Genomic DNA, 24,359 nt, shown 5'->3' on the forward strand with positions numbered 1-24,359 from the left:
GACCAGGACCTCGTAGAAGACGGCGCGTTTGAACCACTCGGGATCGCGATCCTTGGCCGGTGTGTCCTCGAACGTATCCGGGACGGGCTCGTTGAGCATCATGCGGGAGACCCTCCGATCCGCTGTGCGGGGCCGACCGCGAGCACATGTGTGGTGCCCGGCTCCAGGCGCACATAGTTGGCGCTGCCCCAGCGGTAGGTCTCGCCGGTGAGCTCGTCGCGCACCGGCACGGAGTCGTCCCTGTCCAGGCCGAGTTGTGGCATGTCCAACGAGACCGTCGCCTCCTGAGCGTGGTGAGGATCCAGATTGGCCACGACCACGACCGTGTCGTCGCCCGTGCGCTTGCTGTATGCGATCAGGGCATCGTTGTCGGTTTGGTGGAAGTGGAGATTCCTGAGCTCGTGCAGGGCCTTGTGGCACCGCCTGATCCGGTTCAGCTCCGTGATCAGCGGCGCGATCGTGCCGCCCTCGCGCTCGGCGGACTCCCAGTCGCGCGGCCGCAGTTGGTACTTCTCGGAGTCCAGGTACTCCTCACCGCCCGCCCTGACGGGGGTGTTCTCGCACAGCTCGTATCCGGCGTAGATCCCCCACGCGGGCGAGAGGGTCGCGGCAAGGACGGCACGTACCTCGAAGGCGGCCCGCCCGCCGTGCTGGAGGTACTCCGGCAGGATGTCCGGCGTGTTCACGAAGAAGTTGGGGCGCATGAACGCGGCTGTCTCACCGGCGAGTTCGGAGAGATAGTCGGTCAGCTCCTGCTTGGTGTTGCGCCAGGTGAAGTAGGTGTACGACTGCTGGAAACCGACCGTCGCGAGCCTCTGCATGACCGCGGGGCGGGTGAACGCCTCTGCCAGGAAGATCACGTCCGGGTCGGTGCGGTTGATCTTCGCGATGACCCGCTCCCAGAACACCACTGGTTTCGTGTGCGGGTTGTCGACGCGGAAGATCCGTACGCCATGGTCCATCCAGAAACGGAGCAGCCGCACGGTCTCGGCGATCAGCCCCGGCATATCCTTGTCGAAGGCGATCGGGTAGATGTCCTGGTACTTCTTCGGCGGGTTCTCGGCGTACGCGATCGTGCCGTCCGGGCGGTGGTGGAACCAGTCCGGATGCTTCTCCACCCAAGGGTGGTCGGGGGAGCACTGGAGCGCGAAGTCCAGAGCGATCTCGAGACGCAGGTCCGCTGCTCGGCGTACGAACGCGTCGAAGTCGTCGATCGTGCCGAGGTCCGGGTGGACGGCGTCGTGCCCGCCCTCCGGGGAGCCGATCGCCCAGGGCACGCCCACATCCGAACGGCTCGCCGACAGGCTGTTGTTGGGGCCCTTGCGAAACGTCGTGCCGATGGGGTGGATCGGTGGCAGGTAGACGACGTCGAAGCCCATCTCCGCGATGGCGGGCAGGCGCGCGGCGGCCGTCCGGAAATTGCCGTGCGGCTGCTCGCGGGTGCCCTCGGAGCGTGGGAAGAACTCGTACCAGGAGCCGTAGAGTGCCCGCTTCCGTTCGACGAGCAGGGGCAACGGCAGGGAACGGGAGACCCGTTCACGCAGTGGGTGTTCCGCGAGGACGACGTCCGCCTCCGGGGTGAGGGCGGCCGCGAGACGGGCGGTCGGCGGGCCGGACTCGTCGCGCAGGGCGTTCGCGGCGGCGAGTACCACCTCCCGGTCCGCCGGGTCCGGGACTCCGGAGGCGGCCCGCTCGTACAGCTCGGCGCCCTCCTCCAGCATCAGCCCGGAGTCGATGCCGGCCGGGACCTTGATCCCGGCGGCGCGGCGCCAGGCGGTCAGGGGATCGCGCCATGCCTCCACCAGGTAGGTCCAGTGGCCCACCTCTCCCGGCGTGACGTCGGCGCCCCAGCGGTCGGTGCCGGGGGCGAGTTCGCGCATCGGGGTCCATGGCCCGGGGCGGCCGCTCGGGTCGCACAGGACGACATTCGCGGCGACCGCGTCATGGCCCTCGCCGAAGAGGGTCGCCGTGACCTGGAAGGTCTCGCCGCACACCGCCTTCGCCGGCCGCCTGCCGCATTCGACGACCGGGTGGACGTCCACGACCGGGACGCCGACGGCGTGGGCATCCACGTTCTCGAAGACAGGCACAGCTACGGCTGGGACGGAGACGGAGCGGGCATCCACGACAGGCACGGAGGCCGAGCCCGTACCCGCGACAGGCACGGAGGCCGAGCCCGTACCCGTGATCGGTACGGAGGCCGAGCCCGTACCCGTGATCGGTACCGAGGCCGAGCCCGTACCCCTGATCGGCACACTGAACGAGCGGCCTCCCCTGGTCGGGATGTCGAGCGCGCCGACATCCACGGTCGGGATACGGCCGCTGTCCGGATTAACGTCCATGGGTTTCGCCTCCGCCGTCCTCTCGCCCAGCCTGCGGTTCAGATCCGCGTCGGAACGCCCCGACGCCTCGGGGCGCTCAGGGGCACTGGCCCACCGTCCGGCTCGGCGCCCGGCCCTGGGCACCTCGCGCCCTCGCCAGCGACGAAGCGGCACGCAGATAGTGCTCGGCGGCATTCGCGGCCTCGCGCGCGCAACGCTTGCCCATCAACACGCACAGCGTGTATCCCGTGTTCTCGAAGTTGCCCCGCACCGTGTGGTCGGCGGGGGCCGCGAGCAGCAGACGTTCCCAGGCCCGGTACCGCTCAAGATGCCTGGCGACCTCGGCTTTGGCAGGCAGCAGCATCACGCTGGTCACCTTCCCACTCTCTCGAACGCGTCACGGCTCGCCCGGATGGCGAGTGAGGGCCGTGCACGCAGGGGCACCGATCCGTTACGGAGATCAACACCCTCACCCATGGTGCCTGTGTGGACACCGAGCGTCTTGTTGGCTCTTCAACAACATTGAGGTCGGTCTCGTGTTGCACGAATGGAGCAGTACTCCCACTCTGAGACTGACTCAGAAGCGATCAGCGCTCACGCTACGTGTTCGGGGCTCAGCCCGCGGGGGCGAGGAGGAGCGGGAGCTTCGCCGGTGAGGAGCCAACGAAAATGAAAGCTGCAGTGCCCAGCTACTACCACCTCGACGTGGAGGTCAGCCCGGAACGGGTAGGACAGGTCAGGCGCATTCTGGCCGCTCACCTCCGGTACTGGAACCTGGAGAATCTCGTCGAGTCCGTCTGTCACTGTGCCGAAGCACTGCTCCATACGATCGAGGAGCACGCGGCGGACAAGAACACGACCATCGAGATGTGGTGGAACGGTCAGCACCTCATCACGGCCGTGTCGGACAACGACCAGGACATCCGTCCGCACAACACACCACAAGGCTGCCTCGCGCAGATCGCCGCTCTGAGCGACGGCTGGGGCTGCTGCGCCACAGGAGCCGGTGGCAAGATCATCTGGTTCTCGTGGCGGGCCCGGGCCGCCGAACACGCCCCGCTCATGCCGCCCGCACCCGCGCCCAGCCTGCGGGAGGCGCGCGGGATGCCTCGCGCACTGCCCGTGCCGGCGCTCATTGGATCCCGTGACAACCCCGGAGTTGTGCTCGTCGGCTCCCATGACGAGATCGAGCCCGTGGTCGCCATCCAATGAACCGTGACGACAGCGAGTCCGTGGTCGCCATCCAGTGATCCAGTGATCCAGTGATCCAGTGATCCAGTCCTTCAGTGATCCCGTGAAGGCGCGGAGGTCGTGATCGCCGTACGGTGATCACGTGCGCATCCGAACTGGGCGCCCCTATCCACTGGGCGCGGTATTCGACGGCGAAGGAACCAACTTCGCCCTGTTCACCGAAGTCGCCGAACGCGTCGATCTCGTACTGATCGACGCGTTCGGCGTTCCTCGTACCGTCACGCTCACCGAGGTCGACGGCTCCGTCTGGCACTGCTACCTGCCGGGAGTCGGGCCGGGGCAGCGCTACGGCTACCGGGTGCACGGACCCTGGGACCCGGCCGCTGGACACCGCTGCAATCCGGCGAAGCTGCTGCTCGACCCGTACGCCAGGGCGGTCGACGGACAGGCGGACAACGACGCCTCGCTCTTCGAGCGCGCGGCCGACGGGCCCGATCCGGCCGACAGCGCCGGGCACACCATGCTCGGCGTCGTGACCGACCCGTTCTTCGACTGGGGCTACGACCGCCCGCCGATGCGCCCTTACGCCGAGACGGTGATCTACGAGGCTCATGTGCGGGGTCTGACCCGCACGCACCCGGAGGTCCCCGCCGAACTGCGCGGCACCTACGCGGGGCTCGCCCACCCGGCGGTCATCGAGCACCTGACCTCGCTCGGAGTCACGGCGGTCGAGCTGATGCCGGTGCACCAGTTCGTCCAGGACGGCTTCCTGCGTGACCGTGGGCTGTCCAATTACTGGGGCTACAACACGATCGGCTTCTTCGCCCCGCACAACGCCTACGCGGCGCACAGCACGCGCGGGGAGCAGGTCAGCGAGTTCAAGTCGATGGTGAAGGCGCTGCACGCGGCCGGCCTCGAAGTGATCCTCGACGTCGTCTACAACCACACCGCCGAGGGCAACGGATACGGCCCCACGCTCTCCTTCCGCGGCATCGACAACGCCTCCTACTACCGCCTGGTGGAAGGCGACCAGGCGCACTACTACGACACAACCGGTACCGGGAACAGCCTGCTGATGCGGCACCCGAACGTGCTCCAGCTGATCATGGACTCGCTGCGGTACTGGGTCACCGAGATGCGCGTCGACGGGTTCCGCTTCGATCTGGCGGCCACCCTGGCCCGGCAGTTCCACGAGGTGGACCGGCTCTCCGCGTTCTTCGACCTGATCCAGCAGGATCCGGTGGTCGGCCGGGTCAAACTCATCGCCGAGCCCTGGGACATCGGCGAAGGCGGCTACCAGGTCGGCAACTTCCCACCCCTGTGGTCGGAGTGGAACGGCAAGTACCGAGACTGCGTACGGGACTTCTGGCGCGCCGGCGACCACACGCTCGGCGAGTTCGCCTCCCGGCTGACCGGCTCCTCCGACCTCTACCAGCACGACCGGCGCCGACCCCGCGCCAGCATCAACTTCGTCACCGCGCACGACGGATTCACCCTGCGCGACCTGGTCTCGTACAACGACAAGCACAACGATGCCAACGGCGAGGACAACAAGGACGGCGAGAGCACCAACCGCTCCTGGAACTGTGGCGCCGAAGGCCCCACCGAGGACGAAGGCGTGCTGGAACTGCGCGCCCGCCAGCAGCGCAACCTCCTCGCCACCCTGCTGCTGTCCCAGGGCATCCCGATGCTCGCCCACGGCGATGAACTGGGCCGCACCCAACGGGGCAACAACAACGCCTACTGCCAGGACAACGAAGTCTCCTGGATCGACTGGAAGTTGAGCGAAGAGCAGCGCGAGCTCATGGACTTCACCCGGCGCGCCATCGCGTTGCGCGCCGCCCATCCCGTCCTGCGTCGCCGCCGCTTCTTCCTCGGCGACACCCCGACCCACGAGCATCAGCCGCTGCCCGACCTGGTGTGGCTGCGCCCGGACGCGCGCGAGATGACGGACGAGGACTGGCTGCGCCCCGACGCCCACGCCGTCGCCGTCTTCCTCAACGGCGACGCCATCGCCGAGCCGGACCCGTACGGCGATCCGGTGGTCGACGACTCCTTCCTGCTGCTTCTGAACAGCCACTGGGAGCCGGTGACCTTCCGCCTTCCCGACGCGACCTACGGCGAGCGGTGGAGCGTACGGATCGACACCGCGGATCCGCAGGGGCTGCCGGACGAGTCCGAGCGCAAGGCGGGCACCGAAGTCCGCGTCGAGGCGCGCAGTCTCCTGCTGCTGTCCCGGCCCCACCGTGGCGAAGAGGTGCGGGCGCGGTCCGCACGCTGACGTACTGGACGGGCGCCACGCGTGCCAGAATTGTCCCGTGGAACGGGGGCTCCTCGAACGCGACCACGAACTCGCCCAACTGGCAGCCGCCGCGCGCGAAGCGGCCGACGGCGCCGGCTCCGTTGCGCTCGTCTTCGGAGAAGCCGGGATCGGCAAGTCCAGCCTGGTGAAGGCACTGCCGGAGGTGCTGCCCCCGGGCGCGCGCGTGCTGCTGGGGGAGTGCGACGACCTCACGACTCGACGGCCGCTGGGGCCCTTCCGTGACCTGGTCGGGAGCGTCGGCCCGGAACTCGCGCGGGTGCTCACCGAGGGAGGCGACCGCCATCTGGTGTACGACGCCCTGCGGACGGAGCTGAGAAGAGCGCCGCATCCTGCGGTACTCGTCGTCGAGGACGTGCACTGGGCCGACGAGGCCTCCCTGGACGCCCTGCGCTTTCTCGTCCGCAGGGTGGAGCGGCTCCCCGCCATGCTGGTCCTGACCTACCGGGACGACGAGTTGGGCCGCGAACACCCACTGCGCCATCTGCTCGGCCAGGTGTCCCGGGCGGAGCGCGTGCATCGCCTGCCACTGTCCCGGCTCTCCGCCGGCGCCGTACGCCGGCTGAGCGCGGCAAGTCAGCTGGATCCGGTGCGGGTGTACGAGGTGACGTCGGGCAACCCGTTCTTCGTGGCCGAGGTGGTGGCGGCCGGCGGTACCGGTGGCGTACCACCGACGGTGGTGGACGCCGTACTGGCCCGGCTGCGAGGGCTGGACGACGCCACCCGGGACGCTCTGGAGCAGCTGGCCGTCGTGCCCTCCGCGGTGGAACGTCCGCTGGTGAAGGCCCTGTTGACGGACGACGTGGCCGAGCTGGCGGCGGCCGAGCAGCGCGGGCTGATGGTCGTCACCCCCGAACGGGCAGACTTTCGGCACGAGTTGATCCGCCGCGCCATCGCCGACTCGCTGCCGGCCGCACGGCGGATCGAACTGAACCGGAGCGTACTCGCCGCGCTCGTCGCCGTACCGGGCTCCGACGCCTCCCGGATAGTCCATCACGCGGCGGAGGCGGGCGACCTGGAAGCGATCGCCCGGCACGGCCCCGGCGCCGCACAGGACGCGTCCCGCGCGGGCGCCCACCGCGAAGCCGCCGCTCATCTCAGGCTCGTACTCCGTCACCGTGAGCGGCTCACCCCGACCGAGCTGGCCGGACTCCTTGAGCAGTACGCGGTGGAGAGCTACACCATCGCGGACTCCGTGGCCGCCGTCGACGCGGAGCGGGAGGCGGTCGCGCTGCGCCGGTCCCTGGGAGACGCGCGGGCGCTCGGCGCGGACCTGCGGTGGCTGTCACGGATCCACTGGTGGGCCGGTGACGCCGAGGAGGCGCGGACGGCGGCGAGGGAAGCCATCGCCGTACTGGAAGGGGCGGGCGACGACCGGCTGCTCGCACTCGCACTGAGCAACACCTCTCAGCTGCACATGCTCTCCGACCGGCACGCACAGGCGATCGCGTTCGGCGAGCGGGCCATCGACCTGGCCCGTCGGGAGGGCGACGCGGAGATCCTCGCGCACGCCCTGAACAACGTCGGCTCGGCCCGCTGGCGGGCCGGCGACCCCTTGGGACGGGCGCAGGTCGAGGAGAGCCTGAAGGTGGCCCTCGGGGCGGACGAGGTCGAACACGCCTGCCGGGCCTACGCCAACATCATCTGGAGCCTGCTGGAAAACCTGGAGTACGCCGAGGCCGACCGCTTCCTGGCCCCGGCCATGGAACTGGCCGACCGGGCGGAACACCTGGGCTTCCTCAGCTATCTCAACGTCGAGATGGCCCTGCGCCGGCTCGCCGCCGGTGCCTGGGACGACGCCGAGAAATACGCAGAGGTCGGCGCGCACGACTTCGTGCCCGCCCGCTGCCCCGCGCTGACCGTACTGGGCCGGGTACGGGTGCGTCGCGGCAGGAGCGGCGGCGACGAACTGCTCACGCAGGCCTGGGAGATCGCGGTGCGCAGCAGCGAGCTCCAGCGCACCGGACCGGTCGCCGCGGCCCGGGCGGAGTCGGCGTGGCTGCGCGGCGATCGCCCCGCGGTGACAGCCGCCGCGGACACCACGTTCTCGGAGGCCTGTCGGCTGGACGCCGCGGCGCACCGGGCGGAGCTCGGCTACTGGCTCGCCAAGGCCGGGCAGTCGGTTCCCGCGGACAGCTCGGAGCATCCGTACGCGCTCCAGACCGCGGGGCACTGGCGCGAGGCAGCACTGGCCTGGCAGACGGCCGGATGCCCCTACGAGCATGCCGCCGCCCTCGCCGAGAGCCCGGACCCCGACGACAAGCTCAGCGCACTCGCCGAGCTGGACGCGCTGGGCGCGGAGCCGCTCGCCCACCTGATCCGCGGGGAGCTGCGCGCACTCGGCGTCCGACGGATCCCGCGGGGCCCGCACGCGGCGACACGGGAGAATCCCGCAGGTCTCACGGAACGCCAGTTGCAGGTCATGGGGCTGTTGGCGCAGGGGATGACCAATGTCGAGATCGCCGAGCGGCTCGTGGTGTCGGTGCGCACGGTCGACAACCACGTCTCCGCCGTCCTGGACAAGCTCGGCGTCCGCACCCGGCGCCAGGCCACCGCCCGTGCCGTGCAGCTGGGCATGCTGCCCCGGCGGTGAAAGGTAGGTAGCCGCCGGGGGCGAGGTGGGTGGTGGACACGGATATCCGCGTACCGGGAGCCGGACTAGAACAGGCGGATCGGAACCATCAGAGGGAGACTGGAACGGGGACCCGGACAGGGGAACCCGGAACCGCTCCCCGGACACGGGGGACTCACATGTCCATTTCGCCTGCACAAGCAGCAAGTCAGGAACTCGCGGGATTCAAAGGGAAGTTGATCGGCCCGAACGACCCCGGGTACGACGAGGCCCGCAGTGTGTACAACGGGATGATCGACAGGCGGCCTGCCCTGTTGGCGCTCTGTACGAGTGCCGACGACGTCTCACAGGTGGTGGGCTTCGCCCGCGACCACGGCCTCCCGCTCGCGGTCCGCGGCGGCGGCCATCACGGAGCGGGCCTGGGCACCTGCGACGAGGGTGTGGTCCTCGATCTCTCCTTGCTCAAGGACGTCGAGGTCGATCCGCAGGCGCGCACGGTGCGGGTCGGCGGCGGCTGTGTCTGGGGCGAGGTCGACCGCGCCACCAACGAGCACGGTCTGGCCACGCCCAGCGGCATCATCTCCACGACGGGCGTCGGAGGCCTCGCTCTCGGCGGCGGTCTCGGGCATCTCACCCGCAAATGCGGACTCACCATCGACAACATCATCGAGGCCGAGCTGGTACTCGCGAGCGGCGAGCTGGTTCGCGCGAGCGCCGACGAGAACACCGACCTGTACTGGGCGATCCGCGGGGGAGGCGGCAACTTCGGAGTCGTCACCTCGTTCCTCCTCCGGCTGCACGAGGTGAACACGGTCGTCGCGGGCCCCACCTTCTGGCCCGTCGAACTCACCGCCGAAGTCCTGCCCGCCTACCGGGACTTCATCTCGCACGCGCCCCGTGAACTGAACGCCTTCTTCCTGATCGGTTCCGTCCCGCCGGCCCCGCCGTTCCCCGAGGAACTCCATCTGCGCAAGGTCTGCGGCGTCGTGTGGTGCTACATCGGAGACGACACGGACGAGGCCGCGCGGCTGATGGCACCGCTCCTGGACGCCCTGCCCCAGCCGCTGCTGCACGGCCCCGCGCCGATGCCGCACCCCGCGATCCAGTCGGCCTTCGACGCGGTCTACCCGCCCGGCGACCAGTGGTACTGGCGTGCGGACTTCGTCAACGAGGTCCCCGGCGAGGCGGTCGACGCGCACGCCAAGTTCGGTGCCGAACTGCCGACGTGGAAGTCGACGATGCACCTGTACCCGATCGACGGCGCCGTCCACGACCACGCCCCGACGGACACCGCGTGGAGCTATCGCGACGCCCGCTGGGCGTCCGTCTACGCCGGTGTGGACCCCGACCCGGCCAACGCCGACCTCATCAAGCGGTGGACGGTCGACTACTTCGACGCCCTGCACCCGTACTCCGCGGGCGGGGCCTACGTGAACATGATGATGGACGAGGGCCAGGAGCGCGTGCGGGCCAGCTATCGCGACAACTACGCACGCCTGGCCCGCATCAAGGCCGACCGCGACCCCGACAACCTGTTCCGGCTCAACCAGAACATCGAACCGGCGTCGGGGTCCTGACCGTCACAGCGTCCTGACGGTCACGGGCGTCCTGACCGTCACAGCTTGCGGGCCACACCGCCGTGGACGTCCGTGGGCTCGGGTGAGGTACCGGGCTCCGGACGCCACAGCGGGCACGACACTATGCCGGGTTCCATCAGTTCGAGGCCCTCGTAGTACGCGCTGACCTGCTCGGGGCTGCGCAGCACGTACGGGACGGCGCCGGTGTCGTCGTAACCCTGCTGGGCCTCCTTGAGCGCGGCGTCGGTGTCGGTGCTGTCGTAGTGCACGAAGTAGCTGCCGGAGGGCAGGGCGGCCTGGAGGCGGCTGACGATCGACTTGGCCTCCTCGTAGTCCTGGACGTGGCCGAGGATGCCCATGAGCATCAGGGCGATCGGCTGGTCGAAGTCCAGGACCTTTCCCGCCGCTTCGATGATCTTCTCCGGCTCGTGCAGGTCGGCGTCGATGTAGTTCGTGACGCCCTCGGTCGTGCTGGTGAGCAGGGCCTGCGCGTGGCGGAGCACCAGGGGGTCGTTGTCCACGTACACGATGCGCGACTCGGGCGCGATGCGCTGGGCGACCTGGTGGGTGTTGTCGTACGAGGGAAGGCCGGTGCCGATGTCGAGGAACTGGCGGATACCGAGTTCGCCCGTCACGAAGGTCACGGTGCGGATCAGGTAGTCGCGGGAGGCACGGGCCATCGTCTCGATGTTCGGGGCGACTTCGCGGTAGGCGTCGCCTGCCTCCCGGTCGACCTCGTAGTTGTCCTTCCCGCCCATCCAGTAGTTCCAGATGCGGGCCGAGTGCGGCACCGTGGTGTCGATCTTGGACAAAGCCTCTTGGTCGGGGGTGGGCCGGCCGTCTGTCATGGGATATCTCCTACCGTTACCGTGCGTCACGCGGTCTGTCGCTAACCTATCGTCAACGTCTGTGTGCAGCGCCTGAGTTGAGGGCAAGGCGGAGCGGGGCCGTGGATCGGCCGGCTCACGTCTCCCGCGTCGAAGGTCACGACGGGGGCGTGCTCGGCCAGGGTGCGGAACGCCCGCTCGTACGCGCTGACCGCCTCGGGGTCGTCCGCCGCGCCCGTCACATGGACGAGAGCGCCGTCGCGTTCGGCGACCGCTTCGGCGAAGTCGAGCGCCTGGATCCAGGTCACCCGGGAGCACCCGCGGCGCAGTGGCCCGTAGACGAGCTCGTGGATGATGCCGCCGTCGACGGCCAACCGGCCCGGGGCGGCGAGGAGTTCGCGGTAGGGCCGGATCGGGTCCACGTGGTGGAGGTGCTCGCGCGAGCGCCGGATCAGGAATCCATGGCGGGTGAGCCGGTCGGTCAGGCCGCTGCAGCCGATGCCGTCCGGTCCCTCGACGACCAGCGTCCGGCACTGGGTGAGGGCCTGGTGGAGGAGCATCCCCGCACCCACTCCCTCCACAGGACGACCGACTTCCTCAGTGTGGAGGGGACAACCCGCACGGCGGGAGGGTGCGTGCGGGTTGTCCGGTTGTGCAGCCGTAGTGGCGGGGCCCGCGGGTGACGCGGTGCCGGCCCCCGGCAAAGGGGTGGCGGGCCTCAGGCGATCAGGAAGTCCGCCTGGCCCGACTTGGCGCCCTGGAGGAACGAGACCATCTCGTCCCGGGAGTAGACCAGCGCGGGACCCTCCGGATCCCTGGACTGACGGAAGGCGACACTGCCGTCGGGCAGCCGCTTCGCCTCGACGCAACTGCCGCCGTTGGTACCGCTCCAGGGCTTCTGCCAGCCCTCGGTGCCCAGGTCGACGGCCGGCATGCCGCTGTGGATGGGGCCCATGCGTTCCATGGATCACAACTCCTTACGCAGTTCAGCCAGGATGGTCCTGGTTCGTGCGACCGGCTCCGCCTGCACGGACATCCGGTCCAGTACTTCGAGATAGCTGACGACATCGTCGGGACGGTCGACATAGACCGCGCCGGCGAGGCTCTCGGTGTAGATGACGTCGGGCAGTTCGGAGAAGCCGAAGCGGAAGTGGTGGAAAGGACCGAACGCGCCGGGGTGTGCCCCCACCTCGAAGCGCATGATCTGGATCCTGACCTTCGGCATGTCCAGGGCCTCCTGGAGCCGGTCGATCTGAGCCCGCATCACCTCGGCCCCGCCCACGGGACGGCGCAGCACCGACTCTTCGAGGACGGCCCAGATCGCGGGCGCTTCCGGCTTGGCGAGCAGATCCTGACGCTTGACGCGCAGATCGACGCGGCGGGCGATCTCCTCCTTCGACTCGTTGGGGAAGCCGACTCTCATGAGCGCGGTGACGTAGTCGTACGTCTGCAACAGGCCCGGAACGTAGTGGGGTTCGTAGAGACGGATGACGCTGGCTTCGCTCTCCAGGCTCACGTAGGCGCTGAACCACTCGGGCAGCACGTCGCGGTACTTGTACCACCACCCGGGCTGGTTGGCCTCCCTGGCCATGGTGAGGAAGTCGTCGATCTCCGTGGCCGGAACGCCGTAGGTGTGCAGCAACTCCCTTACGTACGGGATGCGGAGCCCGACCTCGGCCTTCTCCATCCTGCGGACGGTGAGGGGTGTGACCTCGATGGCGCGGGCCGCGTCCTCGAACGACACCCCGGCCGTTTCGCGCAGTTGCCTCAGCCGTTTGCCGAGAACCATCCGCAGGACGGTGGGTGCACTGCCGCCGGAGCGGTTCTCGCTCACGCGCCACCTCCCTGAACGGCAATCACAGCGTGCAGTGTGCCACGCGGTCGATGACAGAGACAGAGCGATGCGGTTCGTTCTGAAATTATCAGAACGTCGGTTGCATGTTGAGTGTGTCGGCCATCATAGTGATCGAGTGACCTGTCGCACCGTCAGCGGTGCGGAAGGTCAACTGTGTTGGGCCGTACGGGAATTGGTGCATCGGGGGCACGTACGGCTGGACGCAGCTGCACGCGACCGTGATGCGACACCGGGATGGCCACCGTGACCGACGGACAATCGAGGAACCCGGGCAGGGCACCCGCGGGGGCCAACAAGGCGTTGGCGGTGGCCCTCAAGGACGCTGCCTGCTCCTACGCCTCACTCGCCCTCCGGGTCAATGAACTGGGCCGCCGTCAGGGCGCCGACTCCCACTACGACAAGGCATCGGTCACCCGCTGGCTCCAGGGCCAGCAACCACGGGGCACCACACCCGAGTTGATCGCAGCCGTGCTGTCCGAGCGGCTCGGCCGCGCCGTGTCACCCGCGGACCTCGGCTTCCTCCCCGACCAGCAGCGCCCGGTCGCGGGCCGGGCGCTCCTCTACGGCGAAGACGTGGCAGAAACCCTTCACACCCTGGCCGAGCTGGGGTCCACCGACATCTCCCGCCGCAGCCTTCTCGGCTCGGTCCCCTTCGTCGCCGCCGCACTGGCGAACCCCCAACGCGAATGGCTGCTCTGGCTGTTGGAGAACCAGGGCGAGGGCAGGCCGAACCTGGCGGCGAGCGGCGGACCGGTCGAGCAGGTCCACGCGATGATCGCCATGTTCGACCAGATGGACAACCAGTACGGCGGCGGCGGAGTGCGCACCAGCATCGTCCACTACCTCTCCACCGAGGTCGTCCCGATGCTGCAGCGACGCGGTACGCCGCCGCATGTGCAGCGCTCGTTGTACGCCGCCGCCGCGCGCCTCGCCGCGATGGCCGGCTGGAGCTCGTACGACGCGGGGGAGTACGGCCTCGCCCAGCGCTACATGACCCAGGGTCTACGCCTGTGCGCCGAGGGCCGCGACCGGGTCCTTGGCGGTCAGATCCTGGCCGGGCTCTCCCATCTGGCCACCAGCCTCGGGCGCCCCGACGAGGGAGTGGCGCTGGCCCGGGCCGGTATCGCCACCGCGAAGGACGCGGGCAGCCCGCTCGGTCTGATGCGCCTGTACGCCATGTCGGCGCGCGGACACGCTGCCCAGGACCGCTCGGGCGAGGCCACCGAGGCCCTGCACCTGGCGGAGCGGCAACTGGACGCCAGCCGGGGTGCCGGACAGGAATCCGTCTGGGTGCGCTACCTCGACCACCACTACCTCCAGGCCGAGTCCGCGCTCTGCTTCCGTGACCTCGGGCTTGCCGCGCAGGCGGAGCGCACCGCGGGCGAGTCGCTGAGCGCCAACGCCGACCGGCGCAGGCGCCAGGCCATCAGCCGCTCCGTACTGGCGACCGCCCATCTCCAGCAGGGCCGCCTCGATGAGGCCCTCGGCACCGCCACGGCCGCTCTCGACACCCTGAGCACCGTGCACAGCGAACGGTCGATCCAGGCACTGCGCGACTTCCGCGGGCGGCTGGAGTCGCGCCGCCACGAGCCCCTTGTGCAGGAGTTCGAACGCAAGGCCCGTCCGGTGCTGGGGGCGGTGGCATGACGGACCGGCCTCGTGTCTCAGAACCCCTCGGCCTCTTAGCAGCCGTCCTCTTAGTAGCCGTCGGGCGAGGGCGCGTTCTGGGCCCGGTCGACGGGGAGATGTGCTCCGGAGATCCCGCTCGACCAGTCGGACAGCAGGAAGGCCACCACACGGGCGACTTCCTGGGGAGCGACCGGATCCGCGCCCGGGAACTCCGCAGCCAGGAATCCGGCGAACGCCTCGGGGTCCTCCCGTCGCATACGGTCCCAGCGCCTGCCCGGGATGAGCATCGACCCGGGAGAGACGGCGTTCACCCGGATCCTGTCCGGACCCAACTCCCGGGCGAGCGACGCCGCCAGGTGGATCTGCGCGGACTTCGCGACCCCGTACTGGACGGGCGGACCGGGCTTCCAGCCGGAGATCGACGAGATCACCACGACCGAGCCGCCGCCCGCAGACCGCAGATGCGGGAGCGCGGCCCGCACCAGTCGTACCGTATGGCCGACGTTCACCTCCCAGGTCGCCGCCCAGTCCGCGGTCTGTGCCTGCTCGAAGGCGCCCCCGCGAGACCCGCCCGCGCAGGCCACCACCCCATCGAGGCCGCCGAAACGTTTCGCCGAGGCCGCGACAAAGGCCTCGAGGCGCTCCGGCTCGGTGACATCGAGCGGCTCGGTGAACAGGGGAGTGTCCAGCGAGCCGGCCAGCGCCGCCAGGCCGTGCGGGGTGCGCGCGCAGGTCGCCACCTGTGCCCCCTCGGCTGCCAGCAGCCGCACGATCTGCTCCCCGAGTCCCCGGGTGCCACCGGTGACCAGTACGCGCTTGCCGCGCACGCCTGGCCACCCGGTGCCACCGCTCCGGTGCACCTCGGCCTGGCTCCCGCTCACGTCCCTCACGTGATCGAACATACATCCCACACCACTACGGGCCAGCAACCGGACAACCCCTGTTCCCCCTGGTCCCCGCCCTGGTCCGGCGTGTTGGCTGCACGGGCAGCCACCGAGACCGTCCCCCACCGTGCAGCACTCGAAGGAGGATCGATGACGGCATCCAGGGCGCATCGCCGCGGGCCGTCGGCCTCACTGACACGTGACGTCCACTCGGCTGATGGCCACGACCCGGCGGGGCAGATCCGGCCCTCTGGGGCCGCCGTGACTCCGGTGACTCCGGTGCCCCCGGTGGTCCCTGAGAGCAGGACCCACCTCCTGCGGACGACGGTCCCCGCCCACCCGTCACGCGCGTCAGGCGTGCGGTCCATGGTCGCCGAGTACCTGATTCGCCTGCGGGTACCGCCCGAGTGCGTTGACAACGCTGTCTTGGCGACAGGCGAGCTGTTCGCCAACGCCATCAGACACGGCAGCCGCCCCGGCGCGGGCGACGTGATCACCGTCACCATCGAGTGCACCCGGCGCGACCTGCGTGTGACGGTCGCCGACCGCTCGTCCGCCCTGCCGCGCCCCCGTACGGCGGAGGGAGCCGAGGAGTCGGGACGCGGGCTGGCCATCGTGGCCGCGCTGGCCGACGACTGGGGCATCGCGCCGCCCGAAACCGGCACCACGGGCAAGAGGGTGTGGTTCGCGCTGGCGTTTCAGGAGACGCGATGAAGAGTTCCGCAGGCCACCTTGCGGTCAGTCGTGACGCGCGGCGGGACCGGGTGGAGGCACGCCGGATGGTTCCGGCGCTGGCGACGGCGCTCGCCGGGGAACTGGAGCGCAGGGCCGGCGAGGAGCGTCGCCTGATGCGGCAGGCCAGGGCGAACCCCGCCCCGCAGTGCCGCCGTGCCGTCGACGAGCGCCGCGGAGCAAACGCCGCGGCCCTCAGGACGATCGTCGACCACCATGGCTGGCCGGCCGCCGACCTCGTCGGCGCACCCGCCTCGACGGCAGCCCTCATGATCCTGCTGCATGCCGCGGACCTCGACTTCCAGCTCAGGTGCCGCGATCTGATCGCGCAGGCCGCGGCGGACGGGCGCTGCCCCGCCCTGCACCACGCCTATATCGCCGACCATTGCGCGGTCGAACAGGGGCAGCCGCAGTTCTACGGCACCCGGGTCAACCCCGTGACCTTCCGCCCCTATCCGGTCCGCCGGCCACAGACGCTCGACGAGCGCCGCCACGACGTCGGCCTGGGCCCGCTCGACGAGCAGATGCGGACGTTGCGCGTGGGCGAGTGAGACACCGCGGAACGTGATGTGCGGCACGTACCGAATTGCCGGCGAACCCGCTCGGGAAGGGTTCTGGCTGCGCACGGCTTGATCGCCGATCAAGAAGAGGGAAATCCCTGGCCACGGCATGTCCAGCTCATTTGACACTGCGTCGAGAGCACAGATAGGAAACAGCTCTCTGAGGTGGAGAGGTGCACTGTGCGCGAGCCGAACGTGGTCGGGGACTGGCAGGAGTACGACGAGCATGCCGGTCTGCGCGTCCGCGTCCACGGCGTGGAAAAGGCGGAGCCACCGCGAGGGCGTGACGACGCCGCCGAGGAACTGACCTACTTCCGGTTTCGTGTCACCGTCGAAAATCGCACGAGTGAGCGTTTCGGTATCCATCTCGAAGACGGCCAGATCGATATCCGCGTCGGTGACGACGGCGAGAGCGCGTTCCTCGACTGGCGGAACTCACAGTTCATCGAGGGGTTCGACATCTATCCGCTGCGTCGCGCCACCTCGGTCCTGTACGCCGCGTGCCCCGACGGCCGGCTGTCCCGGGTGGACATCCAGATCCAGCTGAAGGTCGACGAGGAGTGGACCGAGCGATATCTGTGGGCCGGCGGGATCGCCTCCGTCGAGCTTCCCGTGGACGCCGGTGACCGTTCCGACGCGGCCAGGGACAGCCTCGCCTGTCAGGTGAGCAACTTTCTGCGGAAGGAAGCGGGGTCGTGAACCGCGCGTTCCCGCGTCGTGCCGCGCCCGCCTCCGACATGACCCGCGGATCCCGAACCGCATGACCCGCGTGACCCGCCGGGCAGTCCTCAGTCCTCAGTGTTCCGCGGCCGGGTTTCCCTCGACCCACTGTATGAGGAGTTGGCGCACGTAGGGGTTGCCCTCCTGGGCGGCATGCGCCAGCCGTTCGGAGTCCGCCCGCGCCGCCCGCCAGGCCGCCGGCGTGCCCTCCGCGTGTGCGAGGTCCGCGGCGCCGAGTGCGTCGGCCGCGAGGCCGCGCAGTTCCTCGGACAGATCGTCGTCCGCCGCGGCCCGGTGCGCCTCCAGACGAAGAGCCGCCATGTCCTCGGAAGAAGGGGAAGGCAGCGCAAGGGGCTGGGCGTACCCGCTGACGGCGATGACGACACAGAAGGTGGCGGCGTCCTGCCGGCTCTCGCGCTGTCCCTTCGCGATGGCGGGCGCGAGCCATGCCGGGGCTTTCCAGTGCGAGACCGACGTGGCCACGAGGAGGGCGACGGCAAGCACTACGAGGGGAATCCAGCCACCCAGGGAGAAGCCGATGGGGCCGAGTACCAGGAAGCAGACCCCGCTGAGCATCCAGATGCGACGGCGGCCGAGTCTCAGGTGTCGGGGATCCATACGGTTCAGTGTCGCAGGGGCGCCTGTTCCGGAGTGAGGGGGCGGGGGATTTCACCCACGGGTTCCCTGCCCACCAGGTACGTCGGGATCAGGACAGCTTGCGGCCCACCCCGCCGTAGGCGTCGACGGCGATGTCGGTACCCGCGGAACCCCCGGAGTCCGGACGCCACTTGGTGACCGGGACGATGCCGGGCTCCACCACATCGAGCCCGTCGAAGAAGCCGCCGATCTCCTCGACGCTGCGCACGTAGTACGGCACGGCGCCGCTGGAGTTGTACGAGTCCGAGGCCGCGATCATGTTCTCGCTGGTGGCGGTGCCGTCACTGATCACGAGGTAGCTGCCCGGCGGGAGTGCGCCCAGGATCCGGGACACCAGACCGCGCGCCTGGTGGTTGTCGGCGACGTGGCCGAGGGTGTTGAGGATCATCAGCGCGACCGGCTGAGACAGATCGAGCGTGTCCGCGGCGGCTTTGAGGATGGCGTCGGGGTCGTACAAGCCTGCGTCGAGATACGACGTCTGCCCCTCCGGAGTGCTCGTGAGCAGGGCGCGGGCGTGGGTGAGCACCAAGGGGTCGTTGTCGACGTACACGATCCGCGCGTCCGGTGCGAACCGCTGGGCCACCTGATGGGTGTTGTCCGCGGTCGGCAGACCGGTGCCGATGTCCAGGAACTGGCGGATGCCCTCGTCCACTGCCAGATATCGGACCACGCGCCCGAGGAAGTGGCGGCTGGTGCGCGCCACGTCGACCAGCCCGGGGGCTATCTCCTTGATTTGATCGCCGATTTCGCGGTCGACCTCGTAGTTGTCCTTGCCACCGATGAAGTAGTTCCAAAAGCGCGCCGAGTGCGGCTTGGTGGTGTCGATACGAACACGTAACTCGGTGGCGGCAACGATTTGAGGGTCCGGATCCGACACGAGGGCGCCTCCTGCGCAGCGGTGTTCGACGGTCGACCGTCAACCTAGACGAACGGGTGCGCTCCACGCCTCGATTCGACATCCCAACTCTTCGCCGGAATAAGGGCTTTGGCGAAGCAGCGAAGGAGAGACTGCGGCCGCTCGGGGGTGTATGCGATGCGGCAACTCGCGGTCTTCAGGACTTAGGGGAGCAGCTTGTCGAGGGCCGCGGGCCCTTCCGCCGCCAGTTTGCGCTCGGCCCAGGCGAGGTTCTTCGGGGTGATGTCCCGGCCTGCGGCGAGTACCAGGTCCTCGGGGGTCACAGCGCCTCCGGCGCCGGTGTGCAGCAGCGCGTCGGGGGTCGCGATGTCGTCGGACGGCGAGGGCGAATCGGGCTGGCTGATTGACATGATCTCTCCCTGTTCCACCTGATCTCCTCTCACGCTACGGGTATTCCGCGCGCCTCGCGCCCTGCGTGACGCGTCCCGCCCAGGCGCGGATCAGGTGGCCCTCGCCGGAGAGCGGCCCCGTTCGGGCGTACAGCGATGTCGCCCGGCCGCCGCCGAGGCGATGGTGGAGGCACTCGCAACCCCGCGACTGATCGGAGCTTGCTATGCGTATCCGTCTGATGGCCGCCACCGGACTGGCGAGCGTGGCCCTGCTGCTCACCGCAGGCACCGCCGCGGCCGACCCCCACCCGGTCGGTACCGCCGAGGACAGCCCCGGTGTCCTGTCAGGCAACGTCGTTCAGATCCCTGTCGACCTCGACCTCAATGTCTGCGGCAACTCCATCAACGTGGTGGGGCTGCTGAACCCGGCCGACGGGAACGAGTGCCGCTGATCCAAGTGTGCCGCCGGGCAGGATTTCCCTGCCCGGCGGTTCCCCGCCGGTTCAGTCGTCCTCGCCGGTGAGGGGCTCGTCGGACGGCGCGATGATCCGGGCCGTGAGGTCGGGCTCGGTCATCTCCGGGTCGAACGGGAACATGGGGCGCCGGATGCGGCGGTGGCCCAGGCGGACGAGGTCCTGGTCGACACCTCCCGGGGTGAGCGCGAGCTTCCAGCCGACGGACATGTCGAACAGTTCCGGTTCGAGGTAGCCGATCTTGACGATGACGATGTCGGCGCCGCGCGGATCGAGCGCGAGGTCGGTGAAGTCGTGCTCGTGGTGGTACGGCTTGCGGAGCCCGGTCAGGATCACGTGGACGCTGCCGACCCGCAGGACGACCTCGGTCCCGGCGTCCCGGTCCCCGTGCCGCACCGCGTGCACCACCCCGGTCATCGTGACCGGCCCGGCATGCCGGTCGTCCACCTCCGCTCCGGCCGTGACCGTGACCGTCGCACCGACGCCCGCCTTCTCGGCGACCTCGACGGCGTCCGGGCCCGGCATCGAGGCGTAGATGACCACAGGGCCGGTCGGACCCTTGAACTCCGGCCGGGCGAGGACGCGTTGGAGCCCCCAGGTGACATCTCCGGCGCCGCCCGCCGTAGGGTTGTCGCCGGTGTCGCTGATGAAGTACGGCCGGGCGTCGGGGGAGGATGCGAGCGCCTCGTCGAGGCACTCGTCCAGTGACCCGGTCGGCGCGACGAACGCGAACTCGCGCCGCGACTCCCAGAATCCACGGGCCAGCCGCTCCGCGCCCGCGGTGACGGCGGACGCGGACGAGCCGGTGACGACGACCGCGGCCCGGTTGCGCGGCTCGTCCGCCCAGGCGTACCCGACCCAGATCGCGGCGTCCACGACGCCGTCCATCGCCTCCACGTCGTCGACCGCGGCGTACACGCTCCTGGCCGGTTCGATACGCGTCGAGGTCTGCTCGCCGGCCAGCAGGACCGGCACCGGGATCCAGGCCTTGAACGGCCGGGGCGCACCTGTCGTGAGCAGGTTCACGAGATTGCGCGCCGCCCGTTCCTTCGTCTCCAGGTGGTCCTCGTGCGGGGCCATCCGGTAGCAGGTGATCAGGTCGCTCATGTGGGCCAGCTCGCGCGACACATTGCCGTGCAGGTCCATCGAGGTGGACACGATCACCTCGGGCCCGACGGTCGCGCGGACCCGGGCCAGCAGGACGGCCTCGGCGTCGTCGATGCCCTCCACCGTCATGGCGCCGTGGATGTCGTACCAGAGGCCGTCCAGACGCGGCAGGTCCGCGAGCCGCTCGACGAGTTCGTGGCTCAGCTCGGCGAAGGCGGCGGCGGTCACCGTGCCGCCGGGCAGCGCCTTGCCGACGAGCGCGCCGTGCCACTCGGCGGCCTCGCGCAGCGGTGTTCCGGGCGCGAGGAAGGGATAGCGCGTCAGGACGCCCTCGCCGCGCAGCGGATGGAAGGCGGGAGCGTCGGTCCGCGCGGGCGAGAACGTCGACGACTCGATGCCGAGTCCGGCGATGGCGATGACGGGACGGACGACGGCACTACGGGATCGCGACATGGCTCCTCCTTGCGACATGGCCTTGGCCGGCGTGTCGGATTGCGCTGGTGTGTCAGGTTGCGGTCACGGCCTGGAGCGCGTGTGCCAGGGCGTGCTGGAGCGCGAACTGCCCGGCGCCGACGAGCCCGGCATCGGCCCCGAGGCTCGCCCGCTCGATCACCAGATGCTTGGTCACCAGCGGATGGCAGCCCTCGTACAACTGACTGCGTACGGCGGCGACGAACGGTTCGAGGGTGGAGACGATGCCCCCGAGGTACACGGCGTCGGGGTTGAAGAAGTTGACGTTCGCGGCCAGCACCATCCCGAGGTAGCGGCCGGCCTGGCGGACGGCGCGGGTCGCCTCCGGGTCGGCGTCGGACGCGAGGCGGACGACGTCCTCGATCGACGTGACGTCGCGTCCCCTCTCGCGCAGGATCCGTACCAGGGCCGCGCCCGAGGCAACGGTCTCCAGGCAGCCGGTGTTGCCGCACGAGCAGGGGATGGCGTGGCCCGCTTCGACCCGTACGTGGGTGATCTCGCCCGCGGCGCCGGTCCCGCCCCGGTACAGCCGCCCGTCGACGATGACACCCGCGCCGATCGCGGAGCCTGTCTTCACCATGATCGACTGACGTCGCCCGGCGGGCTGGACGCTGTGCTCGCCGACGGCCATGCAGTTGGCGTCGTTCTCGATCGCGGCCGGAACGCCGAAGCGGTCCTGAAGCCAGGCCCTCACGGGAAACCGGTTCCAGCCGGGCATGCGGGAGGGCAGTGTCACCACGCCGGAGGCGACGTCGACCGGACCCGGCAAGGAGAGGCCGACACCTCTGAGCAGGTGCCGGCCGTGCTGCTCGGCGAGGGACTCCAGCGTCTCGGCGAGCCCGGGAAGCGCGACCTCGGGCCCGTCCGCCGTCGGGAACGGCACGGTCGAGACATCGGTGATCCCGCCACCGGGGAGTACGACGCCGACGTGGGCGTGTCTGCCGCCGAGCTCGGCCGCGATCGCGAACCCCTCGCTGCCGCCGAGGCGCAGGACCTTGCGCGGGCGGCCCCCGGTGGAGGAACGCGTGCCCTCCTCCGCGACGAGCCCGAGGGCGACGAGCTGGCCGACCGTGAGCGAGATCGTCGATGGCGCGGCGCCGAGGAGTTCGGCGAGCTCGGTGCGGGTGGTCGCCTGCCCGGAGGAGAGCAGTTCGAGGACACGCTCGGCCAGCGACGAGACACCGGTGACGCCCCTGCGGTGCGCCGCGCTCTTGTCAGGCATGGGTTTTTTCAGTCATGGGCGAAATAACTTCCGACGTGGGGTCCGAGGCGATGAGAGTACGTCCAGAAGCGGCCCTTCCACTTTTTTCAGAACAGCAGAAACAGGCTTTTTACAGGAAGGCGTCTGTTTCTTCGACCCATCGGGTCGTTGACTGACTCCCGCCACCCGCCGTTGTTCCCCCTGCGGATCCTGAGGAGAGCCATGCCCCCTGCTCGCACGACACTTGTCGCCGGTGCCGTCGTCTCGGCGGGCGCACTGCTGCTCGCCGGTTGCTCAGGGACGGGCGGCACGTCGTCCGCTTCCCCCGACACCATCAACTACGCGCTGCCCGCGAACTTCACCCCGAACTGGATCCTTCCGATCGGCACCGCGGCGCACCTCAACACCAACAACAGCTCCATCTCCGACAGCCTGTGGGAGCGCCTGGTCGCCTACGACGGTTCGACCGGCAAGATCGCCTGGAACAAGCAGGCGTCCATAGCAACCGCAGCCGATTTCGCGTCCGACGGCAAGAGCGTCAAGATCACGCTAGGCGACCGCACGTGGAGCGACGGCAAGCCGATCACCTCACGCGACGTCGAGTTCTGGTTCAACCTCATCAAGGCGAACAAGGAGGAGTGGGCGGGGTACAACCCCGGCAAGGCGCCGGACAACTGGACCTCGCTCAAGACCGTCGACGACCGGCACTTCACCATCACCTTCGACAAGGCCTACAACTCGCAGTGGATGCTCGCCAACGAGCTGACCGACATCCACCCGCTTCCGCAGCACGCCTGGGACAGGACGAGCGCCACGGCCGCGGTGTCGGACGCCGACCGGACGGCCGCGGGCGCCAAGCAGGTGTGGACCTACCTCAACAACGCCGCGAAGAACATCTCCGGGTACGAGAAGGACTCGCTGTGGAAGACGATCAGCGGCCCCTACTCGGTCAAGTCCTTCTCGACCTCCGGCAAGGTCGTGCTCGCCGCCAACGAGAAGTACGACGGCGGTGAGAAGCCCGGCATCGCGACCGTGAACCTGCTTCCGTTCACGACGGCGGACGCCGAGAAGAACGCGCTGCGCTCCGGGAGCGTCGACTACGGCTACATCGAGGCGACCGACCTCGACCAGAAGGACAGCTTCACCGCGCAGGGCTATTCGGTGAAGCCGTGGTCCGGCTGGGCGATCACGTACATGCCGTACAACTTCAACAACCCTTCCATGGGCGCCGTGTTCAAGCAGCTGTACGCGCGCCAGGCGGTCCAGAAGTCGATCGACCAGGACAGCCTGGCGAAGGTCATCTTCAACGGCACCGCCGTCCCGGGTTACGGCCCGATCCCGCAGGGCCAGTCCTCGGACTTCCTCTCGCCGACGCAGAAGAACAACCCGTACCCGTTCTCGACCTCGGCCGCCAAGTCGCTGCTGACCGGCCACGGTTGGACCGAACAGGACGGCGTCATGGTCTGCACGGACGCCGGCAGTGGTGCCTCGCAGTGCGGCGCCGGGGTCGCCAAGGGCACCAAGTTCCAGATGGAGGTGCTGTCGCAGTCCGGCTCGACGGTCACCGACAACATGATGAGCGCGATCCAGTCCTCGCTGGAGAAGACCGGGATCAAGTTCACCATCAAGACCGCGCCCGTCAACTCGGTGCTGTCCCAGACTCCGCCGTGCACCGCGAGCGAGTCGATCTGCAAGTGGCAGCTCTCGTACTTCGGCACCGCGGGCAGCTGGTACTTCAACGCCTTCCCCACCGGTGACTCGCTCTTCCAGACCAAGGGCGGCTCGAACTTCGGCAACTACTCCAACCCGGAGGTCGACCAGCTCATCTCCGCGTCCACGACGTCGAACGACGCGCAGGCGGTGCAGGACTACAGCGCGGCCGTGGCGAAGGACCTGCCGGTCATCTGGCTGCCGGAGCCCGACTACCAGATCTCGGTCGTCAAGGAAGGCCTCGGCGGCTTCTCGCAGGACTCGCTCGCCAACTTCCACCCGGCCCAGTGGAAGTGGAACAGCTGAC

22 protein-coding genes are annotated in these 24,359 nt (G+C 69.4%); 10 read left to right on the forward strand and 12 right to left on the reverse strand.

Features of this window, described 5'->3' with window-relative positions; all coding sequences use genetic code 11:
• Positions 1 to 98 precede the first annotated feature (98 nt).
• On the reverse strand, positions 99 to 2,342 hold the full coding sequence (locus tag AB0N66_RS15045) for an alpha-1,4-glucan--maltose-1-phosphate maltosyltransferase (protein ID WP_365433691.1): 2,244 nt from the start codon (positions 2,340 to 2,342) through the stop codon (positions 99 to 101).
• A 76-nt stretch (positions 2,343 to 2,418) separates the two neighbouring features.
• Positions 2,419 to 2,685 carry a DUF5133 domain-containing protein gene (locus AB0N66_RS15050; RefSeq protein ID WP_365434479.1) on the reverse strand — a complete coding sequence of 89 codons (267 nt, stop codon included), beginning with the start codon at positions 2,683 to 2,685 and terminating at the stop codon, positions 2,419 to 2,421.
• Positions 2,686 to 2,990: 305 nt separating this feature from the next.
• Here AB0N66_RS15050 and AB0N66_RS15055 point away from each other — a divergent pair, with 305 nt between their 5' ends.
• From AB0N66_RS15055 to AB0N66_RS15070, 4 genes are all read left to right on the forward strand, one after another.
• The gene (locus AB0N66_RS15055) at positions 2,991 to 3,533 is read left to right on the forward strand and encodes a pep a2 (RefSeq protein ID WP_365433693.1); all 543 of its coding nucleotides are present in this window, start codon (positions 2,991 to 2,993) and stop codon (positions 3,531 to 3,533) included.
• 121 nt (positions 3,534 to 3,654) lie between these two features.
• On the forward strand, positions 3,655 to 5,793 hold the full coding sequence (gene glgX, locus AB0N66_RS15060) for a glycogen debranching protein GlgX (RefSeq protein WP_365433695.1): 2,139 nt from the start codon (positions 3,655 to 3,657) through the stop codon (positions 5,791 to 5,793).
• A 37-nt stretch (positions 5,794 to 5,830) separates the two neighbouring features.
• The gene (locus AB0N66_RS15065) at positions 5,831 to 8,425 is read left to right on the forward strand and encodes an AAA family ATPase (protein WP_365433697.1); all 2,595 of its coding nucleotides are present in this window, start codon (positions 5,831 to 5,833) and stop codon (positions 8,423 to 8,425) included.
• Between the two features lie 158 nt (positions 8,426 to 8,583).
• A complete protein-coding gene (locus AB0N66_RS15070) occupies positions 8,584 to 9,981 on the forward strand; it encodes an FAD-binding oxidoreductase (RefSeq protein ID WP_365433699.1) in 1,398 nt (465 codons plus the stop codon).
• Between the two features lie 38 nt (positions 9,982 to 10,019).
• Here the strand turns inward: AB0N66_RS15070 and AB0N66_RS15075 are convergent, their stop codons facing one another.
• The 4 genes from AB0N66_RS15075 to AB0N66_RS15090 form a co-directional block, all read right to left on the reverse strand.
• Complete coding sequence (locus AB0N66_RS15075; RefSeq protein WP_365433702.1) at positions 10,020 to 10,829, reverse strand: SAM-dependent methyltransferase; 810 nt, start codon at positions 10,827 to 10,829, stop codon at positions 10,020 to 10,022.
• Positions 10,830 to 10,870: 41 nt separating this feature from the next.
• On the reverse strand, positions 10,871 to 11,368 hold the full coding sequence (locus AB0N66_RS15080; protein ID WP_365433705.1) for a hypothetical protein: 498 nt from the start codon (positions 11,366 to 11,368) through the stop codon (positions 10,871 to 10,873).
• Positions 11,369 to 11,526: 158 nt separating this feature from the next.
• Positions 11,527 to 11,772, reverse strand: coding sequence for a DUF397 domain-containing protein (locus tag AB0N66_RS15085; RefSeq protein ID WP_266822500.1), 246 nt, complete (start codon positions 11,770 to 11,772; stop codon positions 11,527 to 11,529).
• A gap of 3 nt (positions 11,773 to 11,775) precedes the next feature.
• Positions 11,776 to 12,642 carry a helix-turn-helix transcriptional regulator gene (locus tag AB0N66_RS15090; protein ID WP_365433709.1) on the reverse strand — a complete coding sequence of 289 codons (867 nt, stop codon included), beginning with the start codon at positions 12,640 to 12,642 and terminating at the stop codon, positions 11,776 to 11,778.
• A gap of 255 nt (positions 12,643 to 12,897) precedes the next feature.
• Here AB0N66_RS15090 and AB0N66_RS15095 point away from each other — a divergent pair, with 255 nt between their 5' ends.
• Positions 12,898 to 14,310: a hypothetical protein gene (locus AB0N66_RS15095; RefSeq protein ID WP_365433712.1), complete on the forward strand. Its 1,413-nt coding sequence runs from the start codon at positions 12,898 to 12,900 to the stop codon at positions 14,308 to 14,310.
• 50 nt (positions 14,311 to 14,360) lie between these two features.
• On the opposite strand, the gene AB0N66_RS15100 is transcribed toward AB0N66_RS15095, so the two are convergent.
• Positions 14,361 to 15,173, reverse strand: coding sequence for an SDR family oxidoreductase (locus AB0N66_RS15100; protein ID WP_365434482.1), 813 nt, complete (start codon positions 15,171 to 15,173; stop codon positions 14,361 to 14,363).
• 153 nt (positions 15,174 to 15,326) lie between these two features.
• Here AB0N66_RS15100 and AB0N66_RS15105 point away from each other — a divergent pair, with 153 nt between their 5' ends.
• The 3 genes from AB0N66_RS15105 (at position 15,327) to AB0N66_RS15115 (ending at position 17,167) form a co-directional block, all read left to right on the forward strand.
• The gene (locus AB0N66_RS15105; RefSeq protein ID WP_365433715.1) at positions 15,327 to 15,890 is read left to right on the forward strand and encodes an ATP-binding protein; all 564 of its coding nucleotides are present in this window, start codon (positions 15,327 to 15,329) and stop codon (positions 15,888 to 15,890) included.
• A gap of 65 nt (positions 15,891 to 15,955) precedes the next feature.
• The gene (locus tag AB0N66_RS15110) at positions 15,956 to 16,459 is read left to right on the forward strand and encodes a DUF6624 domain-containing protein (protein ID WP_365434485.1); all 504 of its coding nucleotides are present in this window, start codon (positions 15,956 to 15,958) and stop codon (positions 16,457 to 16,459) included.
• 189 nt (positions 16,460 to 16,648) lie between these two features.
• Positions 16,649 to 17,167: a hypothetical protein gene (locus AB0N66_RS15115; RefSeq protein ID WP_365433718.1), complete on the forward strand. Its 519-nt coding sequence runs from the start codon at positions 16,649 to 16,651 to the stop codon at positions 17,165 to 17,167.
• Between the two features lie 96 nt (positions 17,168 to 17,263).
• Here the strand turns inward: AB0N66_RS15115 and AB0N66_RS15120 are convergent, their stop codons facing one another.
• The 3 genes from AB0N66_RS15120 to AB0N66_RS15130 form a co-directional block, all read right to left on the reverse strand.
• Entirely contained in the window at positions 17,264 to 17,806 is a 543-nt protein-coding gene (locus tag AB0N66_RS15120; protein WP_365433721.1) for a hypothetical protein, read from the reverse strand.
• A gap of 88 nt (positions 17,807 to 17,894) precedes the next feature.
• Positions 17,895 to 18,722 (reverse strand): SAM-dependent methyltransferase, encoded by an 828-nt coding sequence (locus AB0N66_RS15125; RefSeq protein WP_365433723.1) that lies wholly within the window; start codon positions 18,720 to 18,722, stop codon positions 17,895 to 17,897.
• Positions 18,723 to 18,904: 182 nt separating this feature from the next.
• Positions 18,905 to 19,111, reverse strand: coding sequence for a hypothetical protein (locus AB0N66_RS15130; protein ID WP_365433726.1), 207 nt, complete (start codon positions 19,109 to 19,111; stop codon positions 18,905 to 18,907).
• A 203-nt stretch (positions 19,112 to 19,314) separates the two neighbouring features.
• On the opposite strand from AB0N66_RS15130, the gene AB0N66_RS15135 reads away from it, so the two are divergent.
• On the forward strand, positions 19,315 to 19,542 hold the full coding sequence (locus AB0N66_RS15135) for a chaplin (protein WP_365433729.1): 228 nt from the start codon (positions 19,315 to 19,317) through the stop codon (positions 19,540 to 19,542).
• A 51-nt stretch (positions 19,543 to 19,593) separates the two neighbouring features.
• On the opposite strand, the gene AB0N66_RS15140 is transcribed toward AB0N66_RS15135, so the two are convergent.
• Both AB0N66_RS15140 and AB0N66_RS15145 read right to left on the reverse strand, forming a co-directional pair.
• Positions 19,594 to 21,123 carry a M81 family metallopeptidase gene (locus AB0N66_RS15140; protein WP_365433732.1) on the reverse strand — a complete coding sequence of 510 codons (1,530 nt, stop codon included), beginning with the start codon at positions 21,121 to 21,123 and terminating at the stop codon, positions 19,594 to 19,596.
• Positions 21,124 to 21,175: 52 nt separating this feature from the next.
• Positions 21,176 to 22,363, reverse strand: coding sequence for an ROK family transcriptional regulator (locus tag AB0N66_RS15145; RefSeq protein WP_365433735.1), 1,188 nt, complete (start codon positions 22,361 to 22,363; stop codon positions 21,176 to 21,178).
• A 201-nt stretch (positions 22,364 to 22,564) separates the two neighbouring features.
• Between AB0N66_RS15145 and AB0N66_RS15150 the strand changes: the two genes are divergently transcribed.
• Positions 22,565 to 24,358, forward strand: a complete 1,794-nt coding sequence (locus AB0N66_RS15150; protein WP_365433738.1) for a peptide ABC transporter substrate-binding protein — start codon at positions 22,565 to 22,567, stop codon at positions 24,356 to 24,358.
• Position 24,359 lies beyond the last annotated feature (1 nt).

It is taken from the genome of Streptomyces sp. NPDC093544 (assembly GCF_040683495.1).
GTDB lineage: Bacteria > Actinomycetota > Actinomycetes > Streptomycetales > Streptomycetaceae > Streptomyces.

Bases quoted from the DNA above. Each gene is read 5' to 3' on its own strand.
- AB0N66_RS15055 (WP_365433693.1), top strand. From the start codon at position 2,991: ATGAAAGCTGCAGTGCCCAGCTACTACCACCTCGACGTGGAGGTCAGC.
- AB0N66_RS15085 (WP_266822500.1), bottom strand. From the start codon at position 11,772: ATGGAACGCATGGGCCCCATCCACAGCGGCATGCCGGCCGTCGACCTG.
- AB0N66_RS15105 (WP_365433715.1), top strand. From the start codon at position 15,327: ATGACGGCATCCAGGGCGCATCGCCGCGGGCCGTCGGCCTCACTGACA.
- AB0N66_RS15120 (WP_365433721.1), bottom strand. From the start codon at position 17,806: ATGGATCCCCGACACCTGAGACTCGGCCGCCGTCGCATCTGGATGCTC.
- AB0N66_RS15070 (WP_365433699.1), top strand. From the start codon at position 8,584: ATGTCCATTTCGCCTGCACAAGCAGCAAGTCAGGAACTCGCGGGATTC.
- AB0N66_RS15130 (WP_365433726.1), bottom strand. From the start codon at position 19,111: ATGTCAATCAGCCAGCCCGATTCGCCCTCGCCGTCCGACGACATCGCG.
- AB0N66_RS15150 (WP_365433738.1), top strand. From the start codon at position 22,565: ATGCCCCCTGCTCGCACGACACTTGTCGCCGGTGCCGTCGTCTCGGCG.
- AB0N66_RS15145 (WP_365433735.1), bottom strand. From the start codon at position 22,363: ATGCCTGACAAGAGCGCGGCGCACCGCAGGGGCGTCACCGGTGTCTCG.
- AB0N66_RS15080 (WP_365433705.1), bottom strand. From the start codon at position 11,368: ATGCTCCTCCACCAGGCCCTCACCCAGTGCCGGACGCTGGTCGTCGAG.
- AB0N66_RS15095 (WP_365433712.1), top strand. From the start codon at position 12,898: ATGGCCACCGTGACCGACGGACAATCGAGGAACCCGGGCAGGGCACCC.
- AB0N66_RS15110 (WP_365434485.1), top strand. From the start codon at position 15,956: ATGGTTCCGGCGCTGGCGACGGCGCTCGCCGGGGAACTGGAGCGCAGG.
- AB0N66_RS15140 (WP_365433732.1), bottom strand. From the start codon at position 21,123: ATGTCGCGATCCCGTAGTGCCGTCGTCCGTCCCGTCATCGCCATCGCC.
- AB0N66_RS15045 (WP_365433691.1), bottom strand. From the start codon at position 2,342: ATGGACGTTAATCCGGACAGCGGCCGTATCCCGACCGTGGATGTCGGC.
- AB0N66_RS15075 (WP_365433702.1), bottom strand. From the start codon at position 10,829: ATGACAGACGGCCGGCCCACCCCCGACCAAGAGGCTTTGTCCAAGATC.
- AB0N66_RS15135 (WP_365433729.1), top strand. From the start codon at position 19,315: ATGCGTATCCGTCTGATGGCCGCCACCGGACTGGCGAGCGTGGCCCTG.
- AB0N66_RS15050 (WP_365434479.1), bottom strand. From the start codon at position 2,685: ATGCTGCTGCCTGCCAAAGCCGAGGTCGCCAGGCATCTTGAGCGGTAC.